Annotated in this window: 16 protein-coding genes; 3 read left to right on the forward strand and 13 right to left on the reverse strand. The window is 41.0% G+C overall.

The features are described from left to right. Positions 1 to 124: 124 nt before the first annotated feature. Positions 125 to 904, forward strand: coding sequence for a hypothetical protein (locus ACE1EF_RS02620; protein ID WP_375719054.1), 780 nt, complete (start codon positions 125 to 127; stop codon positions 902 to 904). A gap of 421 nt (positions 905 to 1,325) precedes the next feature. On the opposite strand, the gene ACE1EF_RS02625 is transcribed toward ACE1EF_RS02620, so the two are convergent. The 7 genes from ACE1EF_RS02625 to ACE1EF_RS02655 form a co-directional block, all read right to left on the reverse strand. Beyond that, on the reverse strand, positions 1,326 to 2,081 hold the full coding sequence (locus ACE1EF_RS02625; RefSeq protein ID WP_375719055.1) for a LytR/AlgR family response regulator transcription factor: 756 nt from the start codon (positions 2,079 to 2,081) through the stop codon (positions 1,326 to 1,328). Further along, positions 2,078 to 3,154 (reverse strand): sensor histidine kinase, encoded by a 1,077-nt coding sequence (locus ACE1EF_RS02630; protein WP_375719056.1) that lies wholly within the window; start codon positions 3,152 to 3,154, stop codon positions 2,078 to 2,080. Before ACE1EF_RS02630 ends, ACE1EF_RS02625 begins: the two co-directional genes overlap by 4 nt. Positions 3,155 to 3,156: 2 nt before the next feature. Further along, complete coding sequence (locus tag ACE1EF_RS02635) at positions 3,157 to 4,134, reverse strand: NAD-dependent epimerase/dehydratase family protein (protein WP_375719057.1); 978 nt, start codon at positions 4,132 to 4,134, stop codon at positions 3,157 to 3,159. Positions 4,135 to 4,201: 67 nt separating this feature from the next. After that, on the reverse strand, positions 4,202 to 5,008 hold the full coding sequence (locus tag ACE1EF_RS02640; protein WP_375719058.1) for an SDR family NAD(P)-dependent oxidoreductase: 807 nt from the start codon (positions 5,006 to 5,008) through the stop codon (positions 4,202 to 4,204). After that, positions 4,992 to 5,432 (reverse strand): DUF2062 domain-containing protein, encoded by a 441-nt coding sequence (locus tag ACE1EF_RS02645; protein WP_375719059.1) that lies wholly within the window; start codon positions 5,430 to 5,432, stop codon positions 4,992 to 4,994. Before ACE1EF_RS02645 ends, ACE1EF_RS02640 begins: the two co-directional genes overlap by 17 nt. Continuing rightward, positions 5,429 to 6,052: an SRPBCC family protein gene (locus ACE1EF_RS02650; protein WP_375719060.1), complete on the reverse strand. Its 624-nt coding sequence runs from the start codon at positions 6,050 to 6,052 to the stop codon at positions 5,429 to 5,431. Before ACE1EF_RS02650 ends, ACE1EF_RS02645 begins: the two co-directional genes overlap by 4 nt. A gap of 1,686 nt (positions 6,053 to 7,738) precedes the next feature. Next, a complete protein-coding gene (locus ACE1EF_RS02655; protein WP_375719061.1) occupies positions 7,739 to 9,319 on the reverse strand; it encodes a MutS-related protein in 1,581 nt (526 codons plus the stop codon). A 225-nt stretch (positions 9,320 to 9,544) separates the two neighbouring features. Here ACE1EF_RS02655 and htpG point away from each other — a divergent pair, with 225 nt between their 5' ends. Then, positions 9,545 to 11,596 (forward strand): molecular chaperone HtpG, encoded by a 2,052-nt coding sequence (gene htpG, locus ACE1EF_RS02660; protein WP_375719062.1) that lies wholly within the window; start codon positions 9,545 to 9,547, stop codon positions 11,594 to 11,596. A gap of 179 nt (positions 11,597 to 11,775) precedes the next feature. Here the strand turns inward: htpG and murA are convergent, their stop codons facing one another. After that, a complete protein-coding gene (murA, locus tag ACE1EF_RS02665; RefSeq protein ID WP_375719063.1) occupies positions 11,776 to 13,083 on the reverse strand; it encodes a UDP-N-acetylglucosamine 1-carboxyvinyltransferase in 1,308 nt (435 codons plus the stop codon). Between the two features lie 17 nt (positions 13,084 to 13,100). Beyond that, on the reverse strand, positions 13,101 to 13,691 hold the full coding sequence (locus ACE1EF_RS02670) for a DUF4290 domain-containing protein (protein WP_375719064.1): 591 nt from the start codon (positions 13,689 to 13,691) through the stop codon (positions 13,101 to 13,103). Positions 13,692 to 13,914: 223 nt separating this feature from the next. On the opposite strand from ACE1EF_RS02670, the gene ACE1EF_RS02675 reads away from it, so the two are divergent. Continuing rightward, a complete protein-coding gene (locus ACE1EF_RS02675; RefSeq protein WP_375719065.1) occupies positions 13,915 to 14,127 on the forward strand; it encodes a hypothetical protein in 213 nt (70 codons plus the stop codon). A 38-nt stretch (positions 14,128 to 14,165) separates the two neighbouring features. On the opposite strand, the gene ACE1EF_RS02680 is transcribed toward ACE1EF_RS02675, so the two are convergent. From ACE1EF_RS02680 to ACE1EF_RS02695, 4 genes are all read right to left on the reverse strand, one after another. Then, entirely contained in the window at positions 14,166 to 15,239 is a 1,074-nt protein-coding gene (locus ACE1EF_RS02680; protein WP_375719066.1) for a chorismate-binding protein, read from the reverse strand. Continuing rightward, complete coding sequence (locus ACE1EF_RS02685; protein ID WP_375719067.1) at positions 15,226 to 16,281, reverse strand: threonine aldolase family protein; 1,056 nt, start codon at positions 16,279 to 16,281, stop codon at positions 15,226 to 15,228. Before ACE1EF_RS02685 ends, ACE1EF_RS02680 begins: the two co-directional genes overlap by 14 nt. Then, positions 16,265 to 16,984, reverse strand: a complete 720-nt coding sequence (locus ACE1EF_RS02690) for a rhomboid family intramembrane serine protease (protein WP_375719068.1) — start codon at positions 16,982 to 16,984, stop codon at positions 16,265 to 16,267. The genes ACE1EF_RS02685 and ACE1EF_RS02690 overlap by 17 nt, the downstream gene beginning before the upstream one ends. Before the next feature lie 94 nt (positions 16,985 to 17,078). Then, positions 17,079 to 19,037 carry a LamG-like jellyroll fold domain-containing protein gene (locus ACE1EF_RS02695; protein ID WP_375719069.1) on the reverse strand — a complete coding sequence of 653 codons (1,959 nt, stop codon included), beginning with the start codon at positions 19,035 to 19,037 and terminating at the stop codon, positions 17,079 to 17,081. Positions 19,038 to 19,284 lie beyond the last annotated feature (247 nt).

Here is a 19,284-nt window from a genome sequence, read left to right on the forward strand (position 1 = left end):
TGTATTCTGTAATCAATTTTGACTGTTACATAAAGTTCCGACTTACGTCTCACGACCAACGACTTACGGTTAACGTCTCACGTCCTACGCCTAACGATTAACGACTCACGACTCACGTAAAAAAATGGATTTCAACCTCAAAACATATCAGCAACTACTGAATGCATTAGTGCAGGCAGGATATGATTTTCAGGTGTTTTCAGATTTTATTGCGACAGAAAAAGCTAAAACAGTTACCCTAAGATTTGATTCAGAGAAAAATTTAAGAAATACACTTTACATAGCTGAAATCCTTCATGAATTCAATATAAGAGGTACTTTTTATATTAGAATTTTAAAGGAGTTAAACCTGAAAGGTATCATTGAAAAACTGAAGTCTCTAAACCACGAAATTGGTTATCATTATGATGATCTTACGGAATCCGGTGGTAATTTCAGTAAAGCTATCGATCGTTTTAAATCAAATCTAAGCCTTCTGAGGACCAACGCACCTGTAAAGACTATTGTTGCAGAGGGTGCCCCCTTAAGCAAATACGACAACCGCTCGTTGTGGCAAACCTATGACTACCATGATTACGGCATTACCGGAGAGCCCTATTTTGATGTGGATTTCAGTAAGGTCTTATATTTAACCGATACCGGTCGCCGTTGGGATGGTTACAAGGTTAGTGTACGCGATAAGATCCCGGAACACCAGGAACGATGGGAGAGAGAAGGTCTGGTATTTCATTCCACCAAAGATATCATAAAAGCCATTCAGCAGGACAGGCTGCCTGACCGGATTATGTTTACCTTTCATCCGCAGCGCTGGCATTCCTCATTTATTCCCTGGCTAAAAGAACTCATCCTTCAGCGGGCTAAAAACGTTGTAAAACGAATTCTCGTTTTAGTGAAGAATGAATAATGTTGAACTTCGACTTGTTCAGTATCCGGTTAAATCCTCCGTTCCGACATGTCGGGACATCTTCTTTCAGGAAAGGAGGACGGCTAATACAACTGCTGGTTAATACGTCGCCCTTTGTAAAAGGGGGTGTCCGTCAAAGACGGACAGGGGATTTGACATAATGTATATCAGTCATTACTAATCCGTATTTCATAATTACTGTCGTCCGTCTAAAAATCAGTATTACTTAAAGATTCTTCGCTTCATTTTATTACGCTCAGAATGACAGTCTCTTAGGTTCATATGGGGCTGGAGGATGGGTTGGTTTTCTACAGATTCGAAAACCAACCCATCCTCCAGCCCAACAGCCAGCAACTGCCTGTCATTCCGAGTGAAGCGAGGAATCTCTGAAGCTTTAACCGGACAACAGAAATTCATAAGTTCATTGGTTCAGCCACGTTTTAAACGAAGTAACCCGTTCTCTGCTCACCAGGATATCCTCATCTGAATGAGTTGATAGTTGCAGTTTAAGCCGGTTATTAAACCACTGCGTAATTTTTATAATATGGTCAATATTGACGATAAACTTGCGGTTTATTCTGAAGAACTGTGCTTCATCCAGCTGATTTTCCAGCGTTGACAGACTTTCATCTACAATAAGGCTTTTGTTGTCAGCGGTCAAAGCAAAAGAAAGACCATCCTCTGAATAAAAACAAACCAGGTCGCTGCACCTCACCGTTTTAAAATTATCTCCTGTCTTAACCAAAATCCGTTGTCTCGGTATTGGTTTTTTCCCACTCACAATTTCCCTCAGTAATTTATTTTCAACAGGCGTATGATAGGCCTGTACGGCCTTAAATTTGTCAATCGCTTTTTTTAGATCGCTGTAATCATAAGGTTTCAGGAGATAATCAATATTATTGACCCTGAAGGACTGAATGGCGTAACTGCTGTAAGCCGTCGTGAAGATAACAGGCGTTGGCACCTGAACGGCCTCATAAATACTGAAACAATCGCCGTCAGATAAACGGATGTCCTGAAAGATCAGGTCGGGAAGCGGATGAGTTTTAAACCATTGTATGCCTTTCTCCACACTTCCGATAATATCCGCAATCCCGATTTCCGGATCATATTGTTCCAGCAATTTTATCAGCATGTTGGCTGAATGGACTTCATCTTCAAGGATCAGAACATTCATTGTTGTATAGGTTTTTTAAGGCTGGCTGTGCTGTAGTCACTTGTCAGCAAGGGAAGACAGACAATATAACTTACCCCATCGTCTGAGATCTGTATGTCCTTTCCTGCTACAAGTTTAAACCGTTTTGACAGGTTAAGCAGACCAAGGCCTGTTGTATCTTTTTTATCCTTCCGTTTGTTAATGTTATTGCTGACCACCAGGTTTCCATCATCTATCTTAATGGTAATATTCAGTGGATTATCTTCAGAAAATGAATTGTGGTTTACTGCATTCTCTACCAGCAGCTGAACGGAAACCGGAGGCACTAAATAGATGCGGATCAGTTCCGGAGGGATCCCATAATTAAATACAATGCTTTCTCCGAATCTCACCTTCAGCAAAAAAATATAATCGCTTACAATTTGCAGTTCCTCCTGAAGCTTCACCAAAGTGTGTTCATTCTTTTCTATCACATACCGAAGGGTGCGCGACAGCTTAATAATGAACTTGTTGGCCATGTCTGCGTCCTTGTAAACTACAGAAGAAAGCACACTCAGACTGTTGAATAAAAAATGAGGTTCAATTTGTGATTTTAAGGCTCTGTATTGTGCCACAGCAGCTTCCTTTTCAAGCGATTCAAGGCGTATCTGTTTTTCCCGGGCCGTGATATTCGATCTGAAATACTGATTAATGACGTAGATGAGAAAATAGAAAAGCGTAAGGCTTACGGTTAACTCAGGATTCAGTAAACGGTTCCTTGCCCATTCGTCGCCATTCCCATAAAATGCTGTATCCCAAATGCGGTAAGACATATTAAATACGATACTTGCAAAATAGCCGTAAGTCAGATGCAATACAATCTGAACGAATCCGTTCATATTTCCCCGCTGGAATGTATTTTCAATCCTGTCGGCTAAATGCCAGACCAGATACCAGTAACCCAGAAAAAATATTGTAAATGTCAGGCCACGAAATGTAATATCGAAAAATCCGCCAAAGGTAAGATCAAAGGCTTTAATTAACAGACATACGGAGTAAATGATAAATAGTCGCAGCCAAATCTTATTAATATGTGTGAAATCGATATTGAGCATACTCAAATGTAGTTATTTTCTGTGAACCAGTCTATTGCGTCCTGCACTGAACGTTTAATGTCTGTATCTTTCAATCCCAGCTCCTGTTTGGCCTTATGATTTGAAAAATAATTGGAAAGCGTTAAAAGTTTGATGTTGAGGGAGTTAAATGAAACGTTCAAACCGAAAAAAGTGAGTAGATCTCCCAAAAGGCCTGCCAGCTTCAGCAGAAAACCGGGTACTTTAATCAGAACTTGTCTTTTACTACATATTTGAGCGGTGATCCTGAAAAATTCCCTGTAGCTAAGGTTTTGTCCGGCCAGCAGATACACTTCACCGTTTTTACCCCGTTTCAGTGCGTTTACAGTACCATAAGCCACCAGGGTAACATCCACAAAACTTTTCCCGCCGGGTGGGTAAAAAACTATATGTTTTAGTCCCTGCAACAGCAGTTTGCCGCTGGAGGGTTTTACATCGTATGATCCCAACATAAAGGTGGGAGCAACAATAACGGCATCCAAAGCATGTTTTTTGCAGGTTTCCTGTATATAAGTCTGCGCAAGGTATTTACTGCTGGCATAACCCGATTTATTCAGCCAGGGCATAAAATCAGATGCTTCTGTTCCCGGATTCGTTTTGGTTCCGTTTTTAAAGCTATTGGCACTGCTGACATAAACCATGCGTTTTACCTTAAACTTCCGGCAAGCTTCTGCAAGGTATCTGGTGCTGTCAACATTAACAGGCACAAAGGCATCTGCTTCACCGGTCTGACCCGTTTTTGCAGCACAATGAATAACATAATCACAATTTTTTACAGCCTCTTCAATGTCCTGTTTTACAGTAATATCACCATATATCATGCTGCAATCAAGCTGCGACAAAAAGGAGACATCGCTGTGCTTACGCACAATGGCCCTGACCCCATAGCCCTGTTTCAGGGCTTCATTTACAACATGATACCCTAAAAAACCTGTTCCGCCTGTGACTAGTACATATTCCATTGGCTCTGTGTTGGATCAGTTAACAATTACCGTCTTTTGTGTATAACATAAGGAAAATTTATCAGTTTTATACAATTTGAGGCCTAAGTTCTTTCAACAACGACCGTCTGAAAATATGAAGCCGTAGCCAGACCGGACTCATTTTGATAACCAGCCAGCTGACTTTATTCATAAAACCGGGTAAGATCAGTGCGTCTTCTTTTAACAGTTGCCTGATACATATTTGTGCTGTTTTTTCCGGAGACAACACGGTGGTTCTGATCAGCCTGTTGTGTTTGCGGATACGTGCTGTGATTTCTGGCGTGGTGGCCATTGGTCCCGGATGCGCCACGCTGACAAAGATATTGGTATGACGTAATTCGGCATACAATCCGCGCGAAAAAGAGTATATAAAAGCTTTGGATGCCGGATAGACCGTTTTATAAGGCATGGGTCCGAATGAAGCCATGCTGGCGATATTCAGAATGTAAGCCCGGTTCTGTTGCTGAAGGAGCGGTATCAGTTTTCGGGTCAGCATAACTGTGGCCATCATATTAAGCTGCATAATGGTATTCAGGTATGCTGTGTCACTGCGGGTAAAGTCGCAGCTTCCACCGGTTCCGGCGTTGTTAATCAACATGTCAATGGCATAATGCCGGCTGATCCATAAACTGAGCCTGTCAATGTTTTCCAATTGCGTCAGATCCGTTTCATAATACAGGACATCAACCTTATACCGGACCATCAGCTCTTCTGAGGTTTGCCTGATGTCTTCTCCGGGCAGTGATACCAGGATAAGATTCCTGTTCAGTGCAGCAACTGATCTTGCCAGCTCAAGTCCCAGCCCTTTGCTGGCGCCTGTTATGATGGTATATAATTTATTTCCCGGTTTCATATTGTTTGAGTTTGAAATAATACATGGTGATAAAATAAACTGAAAACAGGGCAACAAGGCCGGTGATGATGCCGCCTGCCAGCATACAGTAAAACACATCCTTTCCAGATTCCAGAATAGTGAAAATGAACGAAAACCCAATTTTTTCGGGCATTACAAAGTCCGGTGTAAGATTCAGAATGGATTTTCCCAACCAGTAATTAAACGCAAATACGAATGCTCCGGTAGCTACATTGGTATTGAATACACCGATGCAGGCCGCTTTTTTATTCACCTTAATCAGTGCAGCAAGACCAAGGGATACCAACAATTGAAAACCAGGAATGGGCAGCATGCCGATAAATGAGCCAAGAGCAAATCCGCGTGCAATGGTTTTGGGTTCGCCTTTGATGGCCAGTATTTTATGTATTGTTTTGCGTATCATTGTTCTGCTTCTGACAGTTTTCTGAATTTATTCATGGAATCAATCATTATATCCTGCAACACAGGATCCTGAATAAACCTGGGGAATAGGGGGCGGGTGAAGGAAACGGTGCAAAACTCAACCTTTGTGCCACCATTCTGTTGAGGTTTCAAAATCCAGTAAGCGGAATAATGCTTGATTCTACTGACATCCGGTTGTACAGGAATGAAGTCCGGAATGCACTCCATGGTCAGCGTGGTGTAAGCATCAGAAATCACAGCACGATACCTGGTAATCAGATCATTTGAGGTAAAGGGCCATGGCATATCATATGTTGTGTGCGTAATCCACTGATTATCTTTGTGCTGTAATACCGAACAGTTACGACTGCCAGCCGTCCAGTAGTTCAGTTTTTCATCTGACTTAAACTGCTTTATTATGGTTTCCGGTGTTGCATCTATAAAGAGTACGGTTTTCATTTCACGGGTTTTAAAGGTGTCACTGATATTAATCCAGCGGTAACTGATGACAATGCCGTCCGATTCTTTCGCTGTTTTCCAGTCCGACAGAACCTCAAAATCTACGGCATACAAACTACCCGTCAGCCACATGATAAATGAGATAATCAGTACGTGTTTCATCCTTGCTTTTTTCAAAATTAAGCTCATCAGGCATGGTGTGGAACACAAAAATGACAAGCTGTAACCTTTTTTTATGAACTGTTATTTTTAGGGGGTGAATTGAATGACAGAGAACGAAGATTCTGACAATACTGTGTTTCATCAGTTTCAGTTAGTATAATAGACAGGATTTCAGGAAGAGGGTTGTAAAAAAGAACCGTTTATTTTTGAAAACCAATAAATAATGAACAATGAACAATGAAAAATGAAGAATTAGAAATTGAATTGTGCGATGGTTTTCCCCTTTCTGCGTGCTGCCGAAGCTATTGCGGAGGAGCAAGGGGACCGAGGGGTAGGATTGGAGTATTGATTATTATTGAACTACAATTTACGGTTCATGATTTACGAATCACGCCTCACGGTTCATGAATGAAAAATGAAAAATGAAGAATTAGAAATGAAATTGTGCGATGGTCTTCCCCTTTCCGCGTGACACCGAAGTTATAGCGGAGGAGCAAGGGGACTAGGGGTAGCACTGGAGTATTGATTATTATTGAACTACGATTCACGCCTTACGGTTCACGATTCACGATTCACGGTTCACGAATGAACAATGAAAAATGAAGAATTAGAAATGAAATTGTGCGATGGTCTTCCCCTTCAGGGGACCGAGGGGTAGCATTGGAGTATTGATTATTATTGAACTACAATTACGATTTACGGTTCACGAATCACGCCTCACGGTTCACGAATGAACAATGAAAAATGAAGAATTAGGAATTGAATAGTGCGATGGTTTTCCCCTTCAGGGGACCGAGGGGTAGCATTGGAGTATTGATTAATATTGAACTACGATTCACGCCTTACGAATCACGCCTCACGGTTCACGAAGGAACAATGAAAAATGAAGATTTAGAAATGAAATTGTGCGATGGTTTTCCCCTTCAGGGGACCTAGGGGTAGGATTGGAATATTGATTATTATTGAACTACGGTTCACGATTTACGAATCACGCCTTACGGTTCACTAATGAACAATGAAAAATGAAGAATTAGAAATGAAATTGTGCGATGGTTTTCCCCTTTCTGCGTGCTGCCGAAGCTATTGCGGAGGAGCAAGGGGACCAGGGGTAGCATTGGAGTATTGATTAATATTGAACTACAATTACGATTTACGGTTCACGAATCACGCCTTACGGTTCACGAATGAACAATGAAAAATGAAGAATTAAAAATGAAATTATGCGATGGTTTTCCCCTTCAGGGGACCGAGGGGTAGCATTGGAGTATTGATTATTATTGAATTACGATTTACGCCTTACGGTTCACGATTCACGAATGAACAATGAACAATGAAAAATGAAGAATTAGGAATTGAATAGTGCGATGGTTTTCCCCTTCAGGGGACCGAGGGGTAGCATTGGAGTATTGATTAATATTGAACTACGGTTCACGAATCACGCCTTACGGTTCACGCCTCACGGTTAACGATTGAAAAATGAAAAATGAAGAATTAGGAATTGAATAGTGCGATGGTTTTCCCCTTCAGGGGACCGAGGGGTAGCACTGGAGTATTGATTAATATAGAACTACGATTTACGGTTAACGAATGAACAATGAAAAATGAAGAATTAGAAATGAAATTATGCGATGGTTTTCCCCTTTCTTGGTGACACCGAAGCTATAGCGGAGGAGCAAGGGGGCTTTTTCAGCTTTTGGGTGATCTGAGCATTTTATCAAAATTCTGTGAAAGGTTAACGGCCTCCTTAATAACGGCCTCCGGATATCCATTGATTTCAAGGATCCGTATGGCATTGCGTTGTGTCAGCTTACCCGGTTTCAGTACATAGTCAAAATCAACATTTGCGTGATCCACCTTTTCACTGAAGTGATACAAGGCATAACTGTCCTGTAATAGATCCGTCAGCTCTATGTCATGCGTGGAAACAAAAACCAGGTTTTGATGCCGGCATAGTTCCGATAGAACTGCTTTGCCGGCAGAAATGCGTTCAACCGTATTGGTTCCTTTATATATCTCATCCAGCAAAAAAAGACCGGGTTTATCAGAAGCGGATGCGTCGATCATGGATTTTATGGTCAGAACTTCTTCAAAATAGTAGCTTCTGTCGTTTAATAAATCATCGCTGATCCGGATGGCACTGTAAACGGCAAAACGGGCTGTGCTGAATGATTTTGCAAAACAGGTGTTCAGGGTGAGTGCCGTGATTACATTCAGCCCGATGGTACGTATAAATGTTGTTTTACCTGACATGTTGGAACCAGTCAGCAAAACCGACTTAAGGTCTGTGTCAATGGCATTGCCAACACAGTTTTCAATCAGTGGATGATACACAGCATCTGCCTTTATAGCGGCTTCAGGTGTAATGGTGGGAGTGCAGGTGAGATCTGAACTAAATCTTAAAGAGGCAATAGAGATCAGTGCGTCAGTTTCACCGGTAAAATAAAACAGCGTTTCAATTTCCTTACGCCGTGTATCCAGTAGCCGCAGGACACCAAAGAGCAGCAATGGTTCAATCAGAAACATGATTTTAAAAAGCTCCAGAATTCCCCAGGTCAGTGCCTGAATTTCGCTTTGCAGCCCCGATTCCAACCTGAAAAACGACATTCGTTTACTGATCTTTTGTAAAACATTCAGGGATTCAGGCACATCGGCACTGATAAATTTTAAGTCCTCAAACCGGTAAAGTTCCCGGGCTATAGCACTAAGTTTCAGAAGTTGCGGAACAGAGCCGAGGTACTGGTACAGATTATTTTTATTCCAGTAATGAATTATCGTATTTACAGCAAAGACGGCCAGTACAATAAACAAAAAATTAATGCTGAACGGGAGCAGCACCAGGGAGACCATATTTGTAAAGGCGAGAAACCGGATGACATTAAACCAATGGGGCGGGCTTAAATGTTCGTCCTGGAAAAGTGTATTAATATAATAGCCGTTCCGGTGATCGAGCTTGCTCAACTGCAACTGAACCGTCACTCTGAATTCGGGATCCTCTATAAATTTCCGGATCAGCGCTTCCTCTTTCTCATTCGACGAATGTTTTTGTATGGTCCTCAGCTTGTAATACAGAACCTGCTTTCCAACCGGTGATGTTGTTCTGTCAAGATACTCAAACAAGGTGTTAAGGTCAAGATCCGCCACGGTTTTATCCGATATGACATGATAGGCTGTAGATTTGTCTTTTTTTTCAAAATAGGATGCAACAAGTTCAGTTTCCACATCCTCCGGTACAGGTGTTCCAAAAGTTTGAAGGAATACCTGTTTCATATTTTTAGTACGTCTAAGCATATTGGACCAGTTATACACCTAAGGTAATGTTTTTAAAACGACAGTGAAACAAATCAGCCTGTGAAATGAGATTATTGTCATAATCATTTAATGCTTATGCAAAATTTGTCATTTAATCTGTGTCTAATTGTCAGTTTTCTGCAATGGCACCTTCTTTGATAAATGAAGCGCAAATTGAATGTTTAATTAAAAAAATTACACAATATGCAAAAAGGAAAAATAGGGGTTAGCTCGGACAACCTTTTCCCGATTATCAAAAAGTTTTTATACAGCGATCATGAAATTTTTCTGCGTGAAATTGTATCAAACGCTGTGGATGCAACACAGAAGTTAAAAACACTTGCTTCTGTTGGTGAATATAAAGGAGAACTTGGTGATTTGACTATCCGGGTCAGCATTGACAAAAAAAAGAAGACCCTTACTGTTTCTGATGCCGGTGTCGGAATGACTTCTGAAGAGATTGATAAGTACATCAATCAGATTGCCTTCTCCGGTGCTAATGAATTTGTTGAAAAATATAAGAACGATGCGCAGGCCATCATTGGTCACTTCGGTTTAGGCTTCTACTCATCCTTTATGGTTTCTAAAAAAGTGGAAGTCATTACAAGATCTTATAAAGATGAAGCCGAAGGAGTAAAATGGGAATGTGACGGCAGTCCTGAATTTGAACTGACCAACGTTAAAAAAGAGCGTCGCGGAACCGACATCATCATGTATATTGATGACGACAACAAGGAATTTCTGGAAGATTACAGGGTAGAGGAGTTACTGAAGAAATACTGTAAATTCCTTCCGGTTGAAATAGCTTTTGGTAAGAAAAAAGAGTGGAAAGAAGATAAACAGGTGGATACCGATGAGGATAACATCATCAACGACACCAAACCGGCCTGGACAAAAGCTCCTGCAGATTTGAAGGATGAAGACTATCTTAAGTTTTACAAGCAGCTGTATCCAATGGCTGATGATCCGTTATTCAATATTCATCTGAATGTGGATTATCCGTTTAACCTGACCGGAATTCTTTACTTTCCTAAACTCAAAAAGAATATTGAGGTTCAGAAAAATAAAATACAGCTTTACAGCAATCAGGTCTTTGTTACCGATTCAGTGGAAGGCGTTGTGCCTGAATTTCTGACCCTGTTGCACGGTGTTATTGACTCGCCGGATATTCCTTTAAATGTTTCACGTTCATATCTGCAGAGCGACAGCAACGTGAAGAAAATCAGCAGCCACATAACCAAAAAAGTGGCAGACCGTTTAAATGAGATCTTTAAAAATGACCGTAAACAATTCGAGGAGAAGTGGGATGATCTGAAGATCTTCATTGAATACGGCATGATAACAGAGGAGAAATTTTACGAAAGAGCTGAGAAATTTGTGCTGTTGAAAAATACGGAGGGCAAATATTTCACACTGGAGGAATATAAAAACATTATCAAGGATAATCAGACTGATAAAGATAAACAACTGGTTTACCTGTATGCCACCGATGTGGATGCTCAGTTCACATTTATTGAAGCAGCTAAAAACAAAGGATATGACGTGCTTCAGATGGATGGTCAGCTCGATTCCCATTTCATCAATCACCTTGAATCCAAATTAAAAGACAGCCGTTTTGTTAGGGTAGACGGTGATGTGGTGGAAAAGCTAATTCCCAAGGATGAAAAACAGGAAATGAAGCTTTCCGAAGGTGACAGACTTGATCTTACACCGGTTTTCCATGGCCAGTTACCTCAAAGGGGTAAAGCAAACTTCTTGGTAACGTTTGAAGCCATGTCAGAAAATGATTCACCTGTTCTTATCACACAAAACGAGTTTATGCGCCGCATGAAAGATATGGCTGAAATGCAGGGTGGCATGAGTTTCTATGGTGATATGCCGGATAACTATAACCTGGTCATCAATGCCAATCATCCACTGGTAATGCGTATCAATGAGGATAAGGAAAAGGATCTTGAAAAAGACCTGAAAGGCATGAAAAGCAAGATTTCAACTCTTGACAAACGCAGGGCAGAACTTGAAAAAGCAAAAGAGGGTAAGAAAGATGAAGAGGTGCCCAGCGCTGAAAAAGAAGAACTACACGACGTCAGTAATAAGCTGGATGAACTGAAAAAGAAAAAAGAAACGCTTCTTAATGAGTACGGACAGAAGAACAAACTCGTTAAACAGCTCATCGATTTAGCATTGTTATCCAACAACATGCTTAAGGGTGAAGATCTGAATAAATTTGTAAAACGAAGCATCGAACTGATATAAGAGGAGCTGAGCACAGCAAAACCTGAGAGGTCGCTAAAGGCGACCTCTTTTTTTTATAGCGTTTTAAGCATAGGAGCGGGCTATTGACCTAATAACTAGTAGTATACGAAAATAAGATGTGAGCAGTACCCTTTCGTCCTGTTCAAGTATCGATTCACTAAAATGGAAAAAGTAAAATATCAGGAAAGGCGTGTGATTCTGGCTCCGATGGCATTGAGTCTTTTGTCAATGTTCTGATAGCCCCGGTCAATCTGTTCCACGTTATGAATAGTTGATGTACCTTCGGCCGACAGTGCGGCAATAAGCAAAGCTACTCCGGCACGAATATCCGGACTTGTCATTACAGCAGATCTTAAACGGGCTCTGCTTTCAAGACCGATTACGGTGGCTCTGTGCGGATCACATAATATAATCTGCGCTCCCATATCAATCAGTTTATCCACGAAGAAAAGGCGGCTTTCAAACATTTTCTGATGTATCAGTACGCTTCCCTTGGCCTGAGTGGCCACGACCAGAAATATACTCAACAGGTCCGGAGTTAAACCCGGCCAGGGTGCATCAGCAATGGTCATAATGGAGCCATCGATAAAAGTCTCTATTTCATAACCTGTCTGTGACGGGATATAAATATCATCACCTTTTTGTTCGAACTGTATTCCCAGTCTTTTAAACTGTTGTGGTATGATTCCCAGGTTTTCGAACGACACATTTTTGAGTGTGATCTCAGAAGCGGTCATCGCTGCCAGGCCAATGAAACTACCCACTTCAATCATATCGGGTAACATGGAATGGGTGCAGCCACCCAGTGCATCAACACCTTCGATGGTTAGCAGATTGGATCCCACTCCGGATATTTTTGCCCCCATGCTGTTAAGCATTTTACAAAGCTGCTGAATGTAAGGTTCGCAGGCTGCATTATAGATGGTTGTAATCCCTTCGGCCAGCACGGCAGCCATCAGAATATTTGCTGTACCGGTTACCGAAGCTTCATCCAGAAGCATATATGCACCTTTAAGACGGTCAGCACTTACCCTGTAGAAATTATCCTTGTATTCAAAATTAAACTTAGCGCCCAGTTTCTGAATTCCGATAAAATGCGTGTCGAGTCTGCGGCGTCCTATTTTATCACCACCGGGTTTGGGAATGTAGGCCTTACCAAACCGCGCCAGCAAAGGACCTATTATCATGATCGATCCACGAAGTGACGCACTTTTTGATCTGAATTTTTCGGATTGAAGGTATTGCAGGTCAATATGCTCTGCTTTAAAAGAAAAAGATCCGTTTCCCAGGTTTTTAACTGTAACTCCAAAATCGCTCAGCAGTTGAATCAGGTTATTAACATCCAGAATATCGGGAATGTTATGGATGATAACTTCTTCAGGAGTAAGTAAAACAGCGCAAATAATCTGCAGTGCCTCATTTTTGGCACCCTGTGGAATAATTTCGCCTTTTAACTGTTTCCCGCCTTCAATTACGAATGTTGACATTCAGAGCGATTTAAACGTTACTTTTTATTGGGATTCTTCTTTTTCCGCTGTTTATTGACAATAACCTTGGGATCGATAAGTTTGAAGTCTTTTTCTGAATAAGCCAGTTTGCCGTTGGACAGCAGATAGAGATCATCAAAAACCTTGGCATCTGTTACGACGTCTTTGTTCCACTGCAGGAACATTTTTTTCATATGGTTGGTGATCAAAAGAACCAGCTGATCCTTTTCTTTCTGATCTTCCATTTCAAGCGCATGTTCTACCAGCAACTCAATGTTTTTTCCGTAATGTCTGATCCTGATATCCTGCTCCATATAAGGCAGCTTCTCGTGCTTTTTATGAATTGTCTCTTCAGTAGGGAGTGGGCAGGGACTGTCAATGTCCAGGTTAAAATCTGCCATAATGGAAAGATGATCCCATAATTTCTGATCGAAATCAGATACATCCCTCAAATGAGGGAACATATTACCCATTACTGATACTATGGCGTAAGCACACCGGGTTCTTTCATCTCTGTCCTTTATTGTCATCATATGGTTCACCATATTCTGAACGTTTCTTCCGTATTCCGGTAACTTCAATTTTTCGCGTGTTGAATTATAATCCATGTGTCCTGTAATCAATCAGTTGCCAAATTTAGCTGTTTTACATCACTAATGCAAAATATAAAAATAAAGAAATTAACATTCTTATCAACTCTATCACCTTTATTTTATCAGTAAATCAGCATAAAATAATCTGCCTCTCGCATATCCTGTAAACTTAATGAGGTTGTAATTCTTTAATTAAAATAAATATGTTAAATTGCAAACCATTGTAAACTAAAACATTATGAACACCACCAAAACCAAAAGTCATTCCCGCAATGCTTCCCGTAATGCTTCGTCCGGCGCTGTATATGGACTGGGATTTATAGGAGCAGCCGTTTTTTTTATTTCTCATGCCACCAGTTTTGGTATGGGCGTTATTGGATTTTTGAAAGCTCTTGTATGGCCTGCATTTCTCGTATATGAGGCATTTAAAGCATTAACAGCAGCCGGATAGCAATATTTTTTTATTTAGATTTTAAACGCAGAGCCGTTCTAGCCTATAAAGGGCAGGAGCGATTCCAGCTTATTCTCTGTTTCATCCCACTCGGACTGTTCAACAGATTGTTTGGTTATGCCTCCGCCAATAAAGAACTCCATGCCCTGTTTGCAGATTTTGAAACAGCGTAGCGTAACATATACATCCGTCAGGTGTTCTCCGTTATTGCTTACCGGACCAAGAAATCCGGCATAATATTCCCGGTCAAATCCTTCAATCTCTGATAATACCTGAAGGCTTTCCCTTTTAGGGAGACCGCAAACAGCCGGAGTCGGGTGTAATGCTTTAAGCAGGCTGACGGAATTTACCGGATCAATATCAAAGGTATAATTAGAACACAAATGTGCCAGATTTCCGGTAAACACTGAATCAGGTCCGGTCTTCTGAACATTGTTCGTCAGTTCCTTCAGTTTTTTCTCAATAAAAATTTCCACCAGATGTTGTTCTTCATACTCTTTTTCGGTCCAGCTCAATGGAGACATGTCCTCGATTTTCTGCGTCCCTGCCAGCGCTACGGTTTTACCCGTTTTATGTGAAATCGACAATAAATTTTCAGGTGTGGCTCCACACCATACGCCAAGATTGGGATGATTAACAAAAAACAGGAAAGAATTGGGAAAAGCCTTATTCAGATTGTGCATGATGATTCCGGGATCCGCAATTTCAGTGGTTCCCAGGAAAAACTTACGTGCCAAAACCAGTTTGCGAATATTTGAATCTGAATTCAATATTTCCATTATTCGCTTAAATTTCCTGCCGTATTTTTCTCTTGATGTTGAAACAAAGTCGGAATCAATCGTGAACAGGTTATTATGGTCAACAGAGAGAGGTATGTCGGCTGGAAAGGTCTTTTCGAATTCCGGTTCAAAAAAGCATACCGGATGTTGCGGCGTAGCTTTAAAGGGAGCAAAAATAAAACCACTACCGGTCAGCCCTGAATAGGTGTGATCCAGTATGGTAGTTTTTGCAATGCGAAAGTATTGCAGTGTTTTGGCTTTTGGAAACCGGTACAAAACGTAAGGATGTTTCTCGGACAATAACTTAATGAGTTCCTGATTAGTATCCTGCATTATCACAAAGTTCTTTTAATTTTTTTACAAAACCGTCAATATCTTCTTCTGTAGTATCAAAAGCTGTCATCCAGCGTACCTCGTTGGTATTTTCATTCCAGTAATAAAAGAAGTATGCATCCATCAGGGGCTTTGTCACTGCTTTTGGAATAATGGCAAATACACCGTTGGATTCAACCTTCTGGGTTATTTTCACTCCGTTTGTATCTTTCACTTTTTCAAACAGCCTTTGAGCCATTTTGTTGGCATGTTTAGCACTTTTTATCCATAAGTCATCCTCGAAATAGGCGAGGAACTGTGCGGAAACAAAACGCATTTTACTGTAGAGTTGTGCCCCCTGCTTACGGTAATATTTTGTGAAATAGGACAGTTCTTTGTTAAAGATGATTATGGCCTCGCCAATCATCATGCCGTTTTTGGTTCCGCCAAAACTTAATATGTCTATTCCGCAGTCAACTGTAAATTCATGAAAATCCATGTTGAGCGCTATTGCTGCATTGGCTATCCGTGCACCATCCATGTGAACTACCATGTTATGGTCATGTGCCAGCTTCGTAATGGCACGTATTTCATCCGGCTTGTAAACGGTGCCCATTTCGGTAGACTGTGTTATAGAAATGACCCGGGGCTGAGAATGATGTTCAAAACCGAAACCATGCAGGTGAGGTTTTATCAGCTCGGGTGTAAGTTTGCCATCCGGTGTTTCTATGGCTACGATTTTACTTCCGGTGAATTTTTCAGGAGCACCGCATTCATCAACATGAATATGAGCAGTGGATGTACAATACACTGATTCGAAGGAATGTGTGGCAGACTGCAACGAAACTATATTTGCACCGGTACCGTTAAACACAAAAAACACCTCACAGTCTGTTTTAAATATCTCCCTTATTTTTGCCGTTGCGGCTTCAGTTACAGGATCATCACCATATCCTACTACATGTCCCTGGTTTACCGTTTCCAGTGCTTTTAAGATCTGAGGATGTACACCGGCATTATTGTCACTGGCAAATCCCCGTTTGGGTTCAATTGGTTTTATCATCGTCTTCTTCTCTGATTATATAGTTTATTTTACGTAATTCACTTGTATTTTCAGCCACAATCTCATCATTTTCCTCCTGTTCCTCTTCTTCTTCCCATTTCCATTCTTTGCGCTGCGGACCTTCATTTCTGAATATTATGGCCAGAGCAATGCCCGTTAAGGTTCCCATGAGGTGACCTTCCCATGATACGGGATCATTTATTTTTAAAGGAAATATATGCCAGAACATACTGCCATAGGCAAAGATGATGATAAAGGCTACGGCAACCAGGCCAACATGTCGCCGGATGATACCGCTGACGATTAAAAAAGCACCGATGCCATATATAAGTCCACTTGCACCGATGTGCCAGGATGGCCTTCCTGAGATCCATAATAAAGTGTTGGCAATAAAAAAAAGAAGGATAAATGTTTTTAATGCAATGGTCCTGTAGAAATAGAATAAGCCTGTTGATAGCAGAAGAAAAGAGATGGAGTTGGTTACAATATGTCCGATGCTGCCATGGATAAAGGGCATAAACAGAATGCCCCATAGTCCTTTCAGTTCCCTTGGATAAACACCTAAACGGGCCAGGGATGAACCGGTAACCATTTCCCATGTTTTTGCCAGCCAGCAAAAAAGTAAAAACACCACAGGAATGATCAGGCTGTGAATAAATCTTCTTCTTTCGTAGGGAATATGTTCTCCGAGACCTTTCAACACTTTTAGAATTAAACAGACAAAGTAAGTCAACAAAAGCAATTAAAACAAGTGTTGCAGGGCTGATTATTGTCAGACATTCACAATGTAATATCCATCAGGGAATGAGAACTTTCTGTGAAATTACATCCGGACCATCTGTAATGCTTATCAGGTATACACCACTAAAAGCATCCGGAATATTCAAAATGGCTGAACCGTTATGGTTGCTGATTTGCTTTTCGAGCACGGTTTGCCCTGATAGATTTATGATTTTCAGCTCTGGCGTTAAACCGGCACTTTCTGAAAACTCTATGCAAAGCTTGTCGTCGGATACAGTTACATTAAGCACCTTATAATTATGCTTTTGGGTCCGTTTCAGACCAGTCGATAAGCCCGAAGCAATTTCTTCAGCACTGAACGCGCGGTTATAAACCCTTACATTATCAAAATAGCCCTTAAAATAGGGATCTGAATAAAACGATTTACCGAGATAAGCTTTCAGTGTGGTTCCCAGATCGCTGACAGAACGGACAAAACTGTTTTTATCAACCAGCACGTTATCAAGGTACAGCGACATAATGTGTCCCTCCATTACAATTTTGATATTTATCCACTTTCCTTTAAAAGAGCCGGAATTCAGAACCTGGCCTTCCTTCGAATAACTTTGTGTTGTGATTGCATTCCGGATTTCGTTATCCCGTGTTCTTAAAAACATGTATTTTATGTTGTTCTGTCCAATGGTAAACGTGAAATGATAAAACGCATCAGATTCGGGCCTGATATCCATATTCACAGTCATATTGCTTCGACCGTCGAAAAAGGCTTCAGGAAAAGCCAGATAGGTATTGCTTGTTCCGTCAAGCCAGAGAACCTGTCCTTTTTCCGGATCAGTGACATATGTTGCATTTCCAAAGACCGTGGCATCATTATGGTTTCCTGATTTATCTGCCACCACCGGAGTATTCAATGTTTCATTAAAATCATAACTAAGCACAGGGGAATCAGAAAGCGGTTCCTCCGGGGCTTTAACAGCATATTTTTGAACCAGTGCTGTGTATTCCTCTTCTGTAACCGGGATCACAGTGCCGTGTTTGGCCCCGGTCGGCATAAGATATTCACCATCGTTCATTAACGAAAGACTGTTGGCAGCTGAAATATCATCTGATATAAACGGGATGTAACCCCTTCGGCTACTGACATATTCATCTACAAGTACACACCACTTTTCCTGGTTATTAAACTGAAACATGGTTGGGCCTTCATATCCTCCGGTGTAACTTTCCAGTTCAGTATTCTGTATTTTTACAAAAGAATTTCCTGAAGCGTAGGTGCTGTTGGCATCAACGAGTTCCTGACTGTATGAAAGACTGACATTCAAAACCTTATCATCTTTAATTAAACGGTAATAGGTGTCCCCAACTTTATGAATAGAGGCGTCAATCGTACCGTTCGGCGTATCAATATAGACAAAAGGATCTGAGAATGTTACAAAATCAGGTGTATAAGCTGCGTAGATCCGGTGTTTGGCATAATTATCGGTTGCCACACGGCTGGACCAGAATACCATATACTGTTCTGCTTTATCGTCGTAAATGGCTTCAGGTGCCCATGTATTTCCGGCAAGAACCGGACTTGAAACATCAATCATGCGTTGTTCTGACCAGTTTACCAGGTCGTCTGACTCCCAGACCATGATTGAATTACTGCCCTGAGTTGACATTAATCCCCAGTTGCCGTTATATTTACTTGCCCTGATATCCAGATCAGTCGCTATAAGGTAAAAATGATTGCCGTCCGGAGTGCGCAGGATGTAAGGATCGCGCACGGATTTGTCACCAAGCACAGACGTAAGTACAGGATTGTTCTCATTGAGGTCATCCCAGGTTAGCCCATCCCTGCTAATTGCGAAATAGATCTGCTGATCATCTATTCTGGATTCATCACCACTGAAATAGACATACAGATAAGCTGAATATTCCGATTGTTGGTTCTGTCGGGCTTCAGCAAGTGAAACCGTTGTGGTAAGGATAAAAGCCGCTACGGTAAACTGAAGTAAGATATGTTTGATTTTCATTGTTACAGGATTTACAAGATGTTTATGTCAAGTCTTATATTCCCAAAGAAAACCTAAATAATGAAATTATCCTAACATATGAACGGTTGTATTTTTAACACTTAATTTTTTCCAATACTTTTTTATTCACTATTTTTGGCATCTGGAATAAAATGGTACACTGTTTGCTTTCAGGAATAAACGCAATAAGAAGGTATATAAACTTATTGTTTTGGACAGGTTTATTAAGGATCAAACAGTCATAGTT

Origin of the sequence: Quyinboa sediminis, assembly GCF_042219855.1 — a bacterium.
Classification (GTDB): Bacteria; Bacteroidota; Bacteroidia; order Bacteroidales; family UBA5342; genus JBHJHP01.

Coding starts and splice junctions, on each gene's coding strand:
- ACE1EF_RS02620 (WP_375719054.1), top strand. CDS start 125: ATGGATTTCAACCTCAAAACATATCAGCAACTACTGAATGCATTAGTG.
- ACE1EF_RS02625 (WP_375719055.1), bottom strand. CDS start 2,081: ATGAATGTTCTGATCCTTGAAGATGAAGTCCATTCAGCCAACATGCTG.
- ACE1EF_RS02630 (WP_375719056.1), bottom strand. CDS start 3,154: ATGCTCAATATCGATTTCACACATATTAATAAGATTTGGCTGCGACTA.
- ACE1EF_RS02635 (WP_375719057.1), bottom strand. CDS start 4,134: ATGGAATATGTACTAGTCACAGGCGGAACAGGTTTTTTAGGGTATCAT.
- ACE1EF_RS02640 (WP_375719058.1), bottom strand. CDS start 5,008: ATGAAACCGGGAAATAAATTATATACCATCATAACAGGCGCCAGCAAA.
- ACE1EF_RS02645 (WP_375719059.1), bottom strand. CDS start 5,432: ATGATACGCAAAACAATACATAAAATACTGGCCATCAAAGGCGAACCC.
- ACE1EF_RS02650 (WP_375719060.1), bottom strand. CDS start 6,052: ATGAAACACGTACTGATTATCTCATTTATCATGTGGCTGACGGGTAGT.
- ACE1EF_RS02655 (WP_375719061.1), bottom strand. CDS start 9,319: ATGAAACAGGTATTCCTTCAAACTTTTGGAACACCTGTACCGGAGGAT.
- htpG (WP_375719062.1), top strand. CDS start 9,545: ATGCAAAAAGGAAAAATAGGGGTTAGCTCGGACAACCTTTTCCCGATT.
- murA (WP_375719063.1), bottom strand. CDS start 13,083: ATGTCAACATTCGTAATTGAAGGCGGGAAACAGTTAAAAGGCGAAATT.
- ACE1EF_RS02670 (WP_375719064.1), bottom strand. CDS start 13,691: ATGGATTATAATTCAACACGCGAAAAATTGAAGTTACCGGAATACGGA.
- ACE1EF_RS02675 (WP_375719065.1), top strand. CDS start 13,915: ATGAACACCACCAAAACCAAAAGTCATTCCCGCAATGCTTCCCGTAAT.
- ACE1EF_RS02680 (WP_375719066.1), bottom strand. CDS start 15,239: ATGCAGGATACTAATCAGGAACTCATTAAGTTATTGTCCGAGAAACAT.
- ACE1EF_RS02685 (WP_375719067.1), bottom strand. CDS start 16,281: ATGATAAAACCAATTGAACCCAAACGGGGATTTGCCAGTGACAATAAT.
- ACE1EF_RS02695 (WP_375719069.1), bottom strand. CDS start 19,037: ATGAAAATCAAACATATCTTACTTCAGTTTACCGTAGCGGCTTTTATC.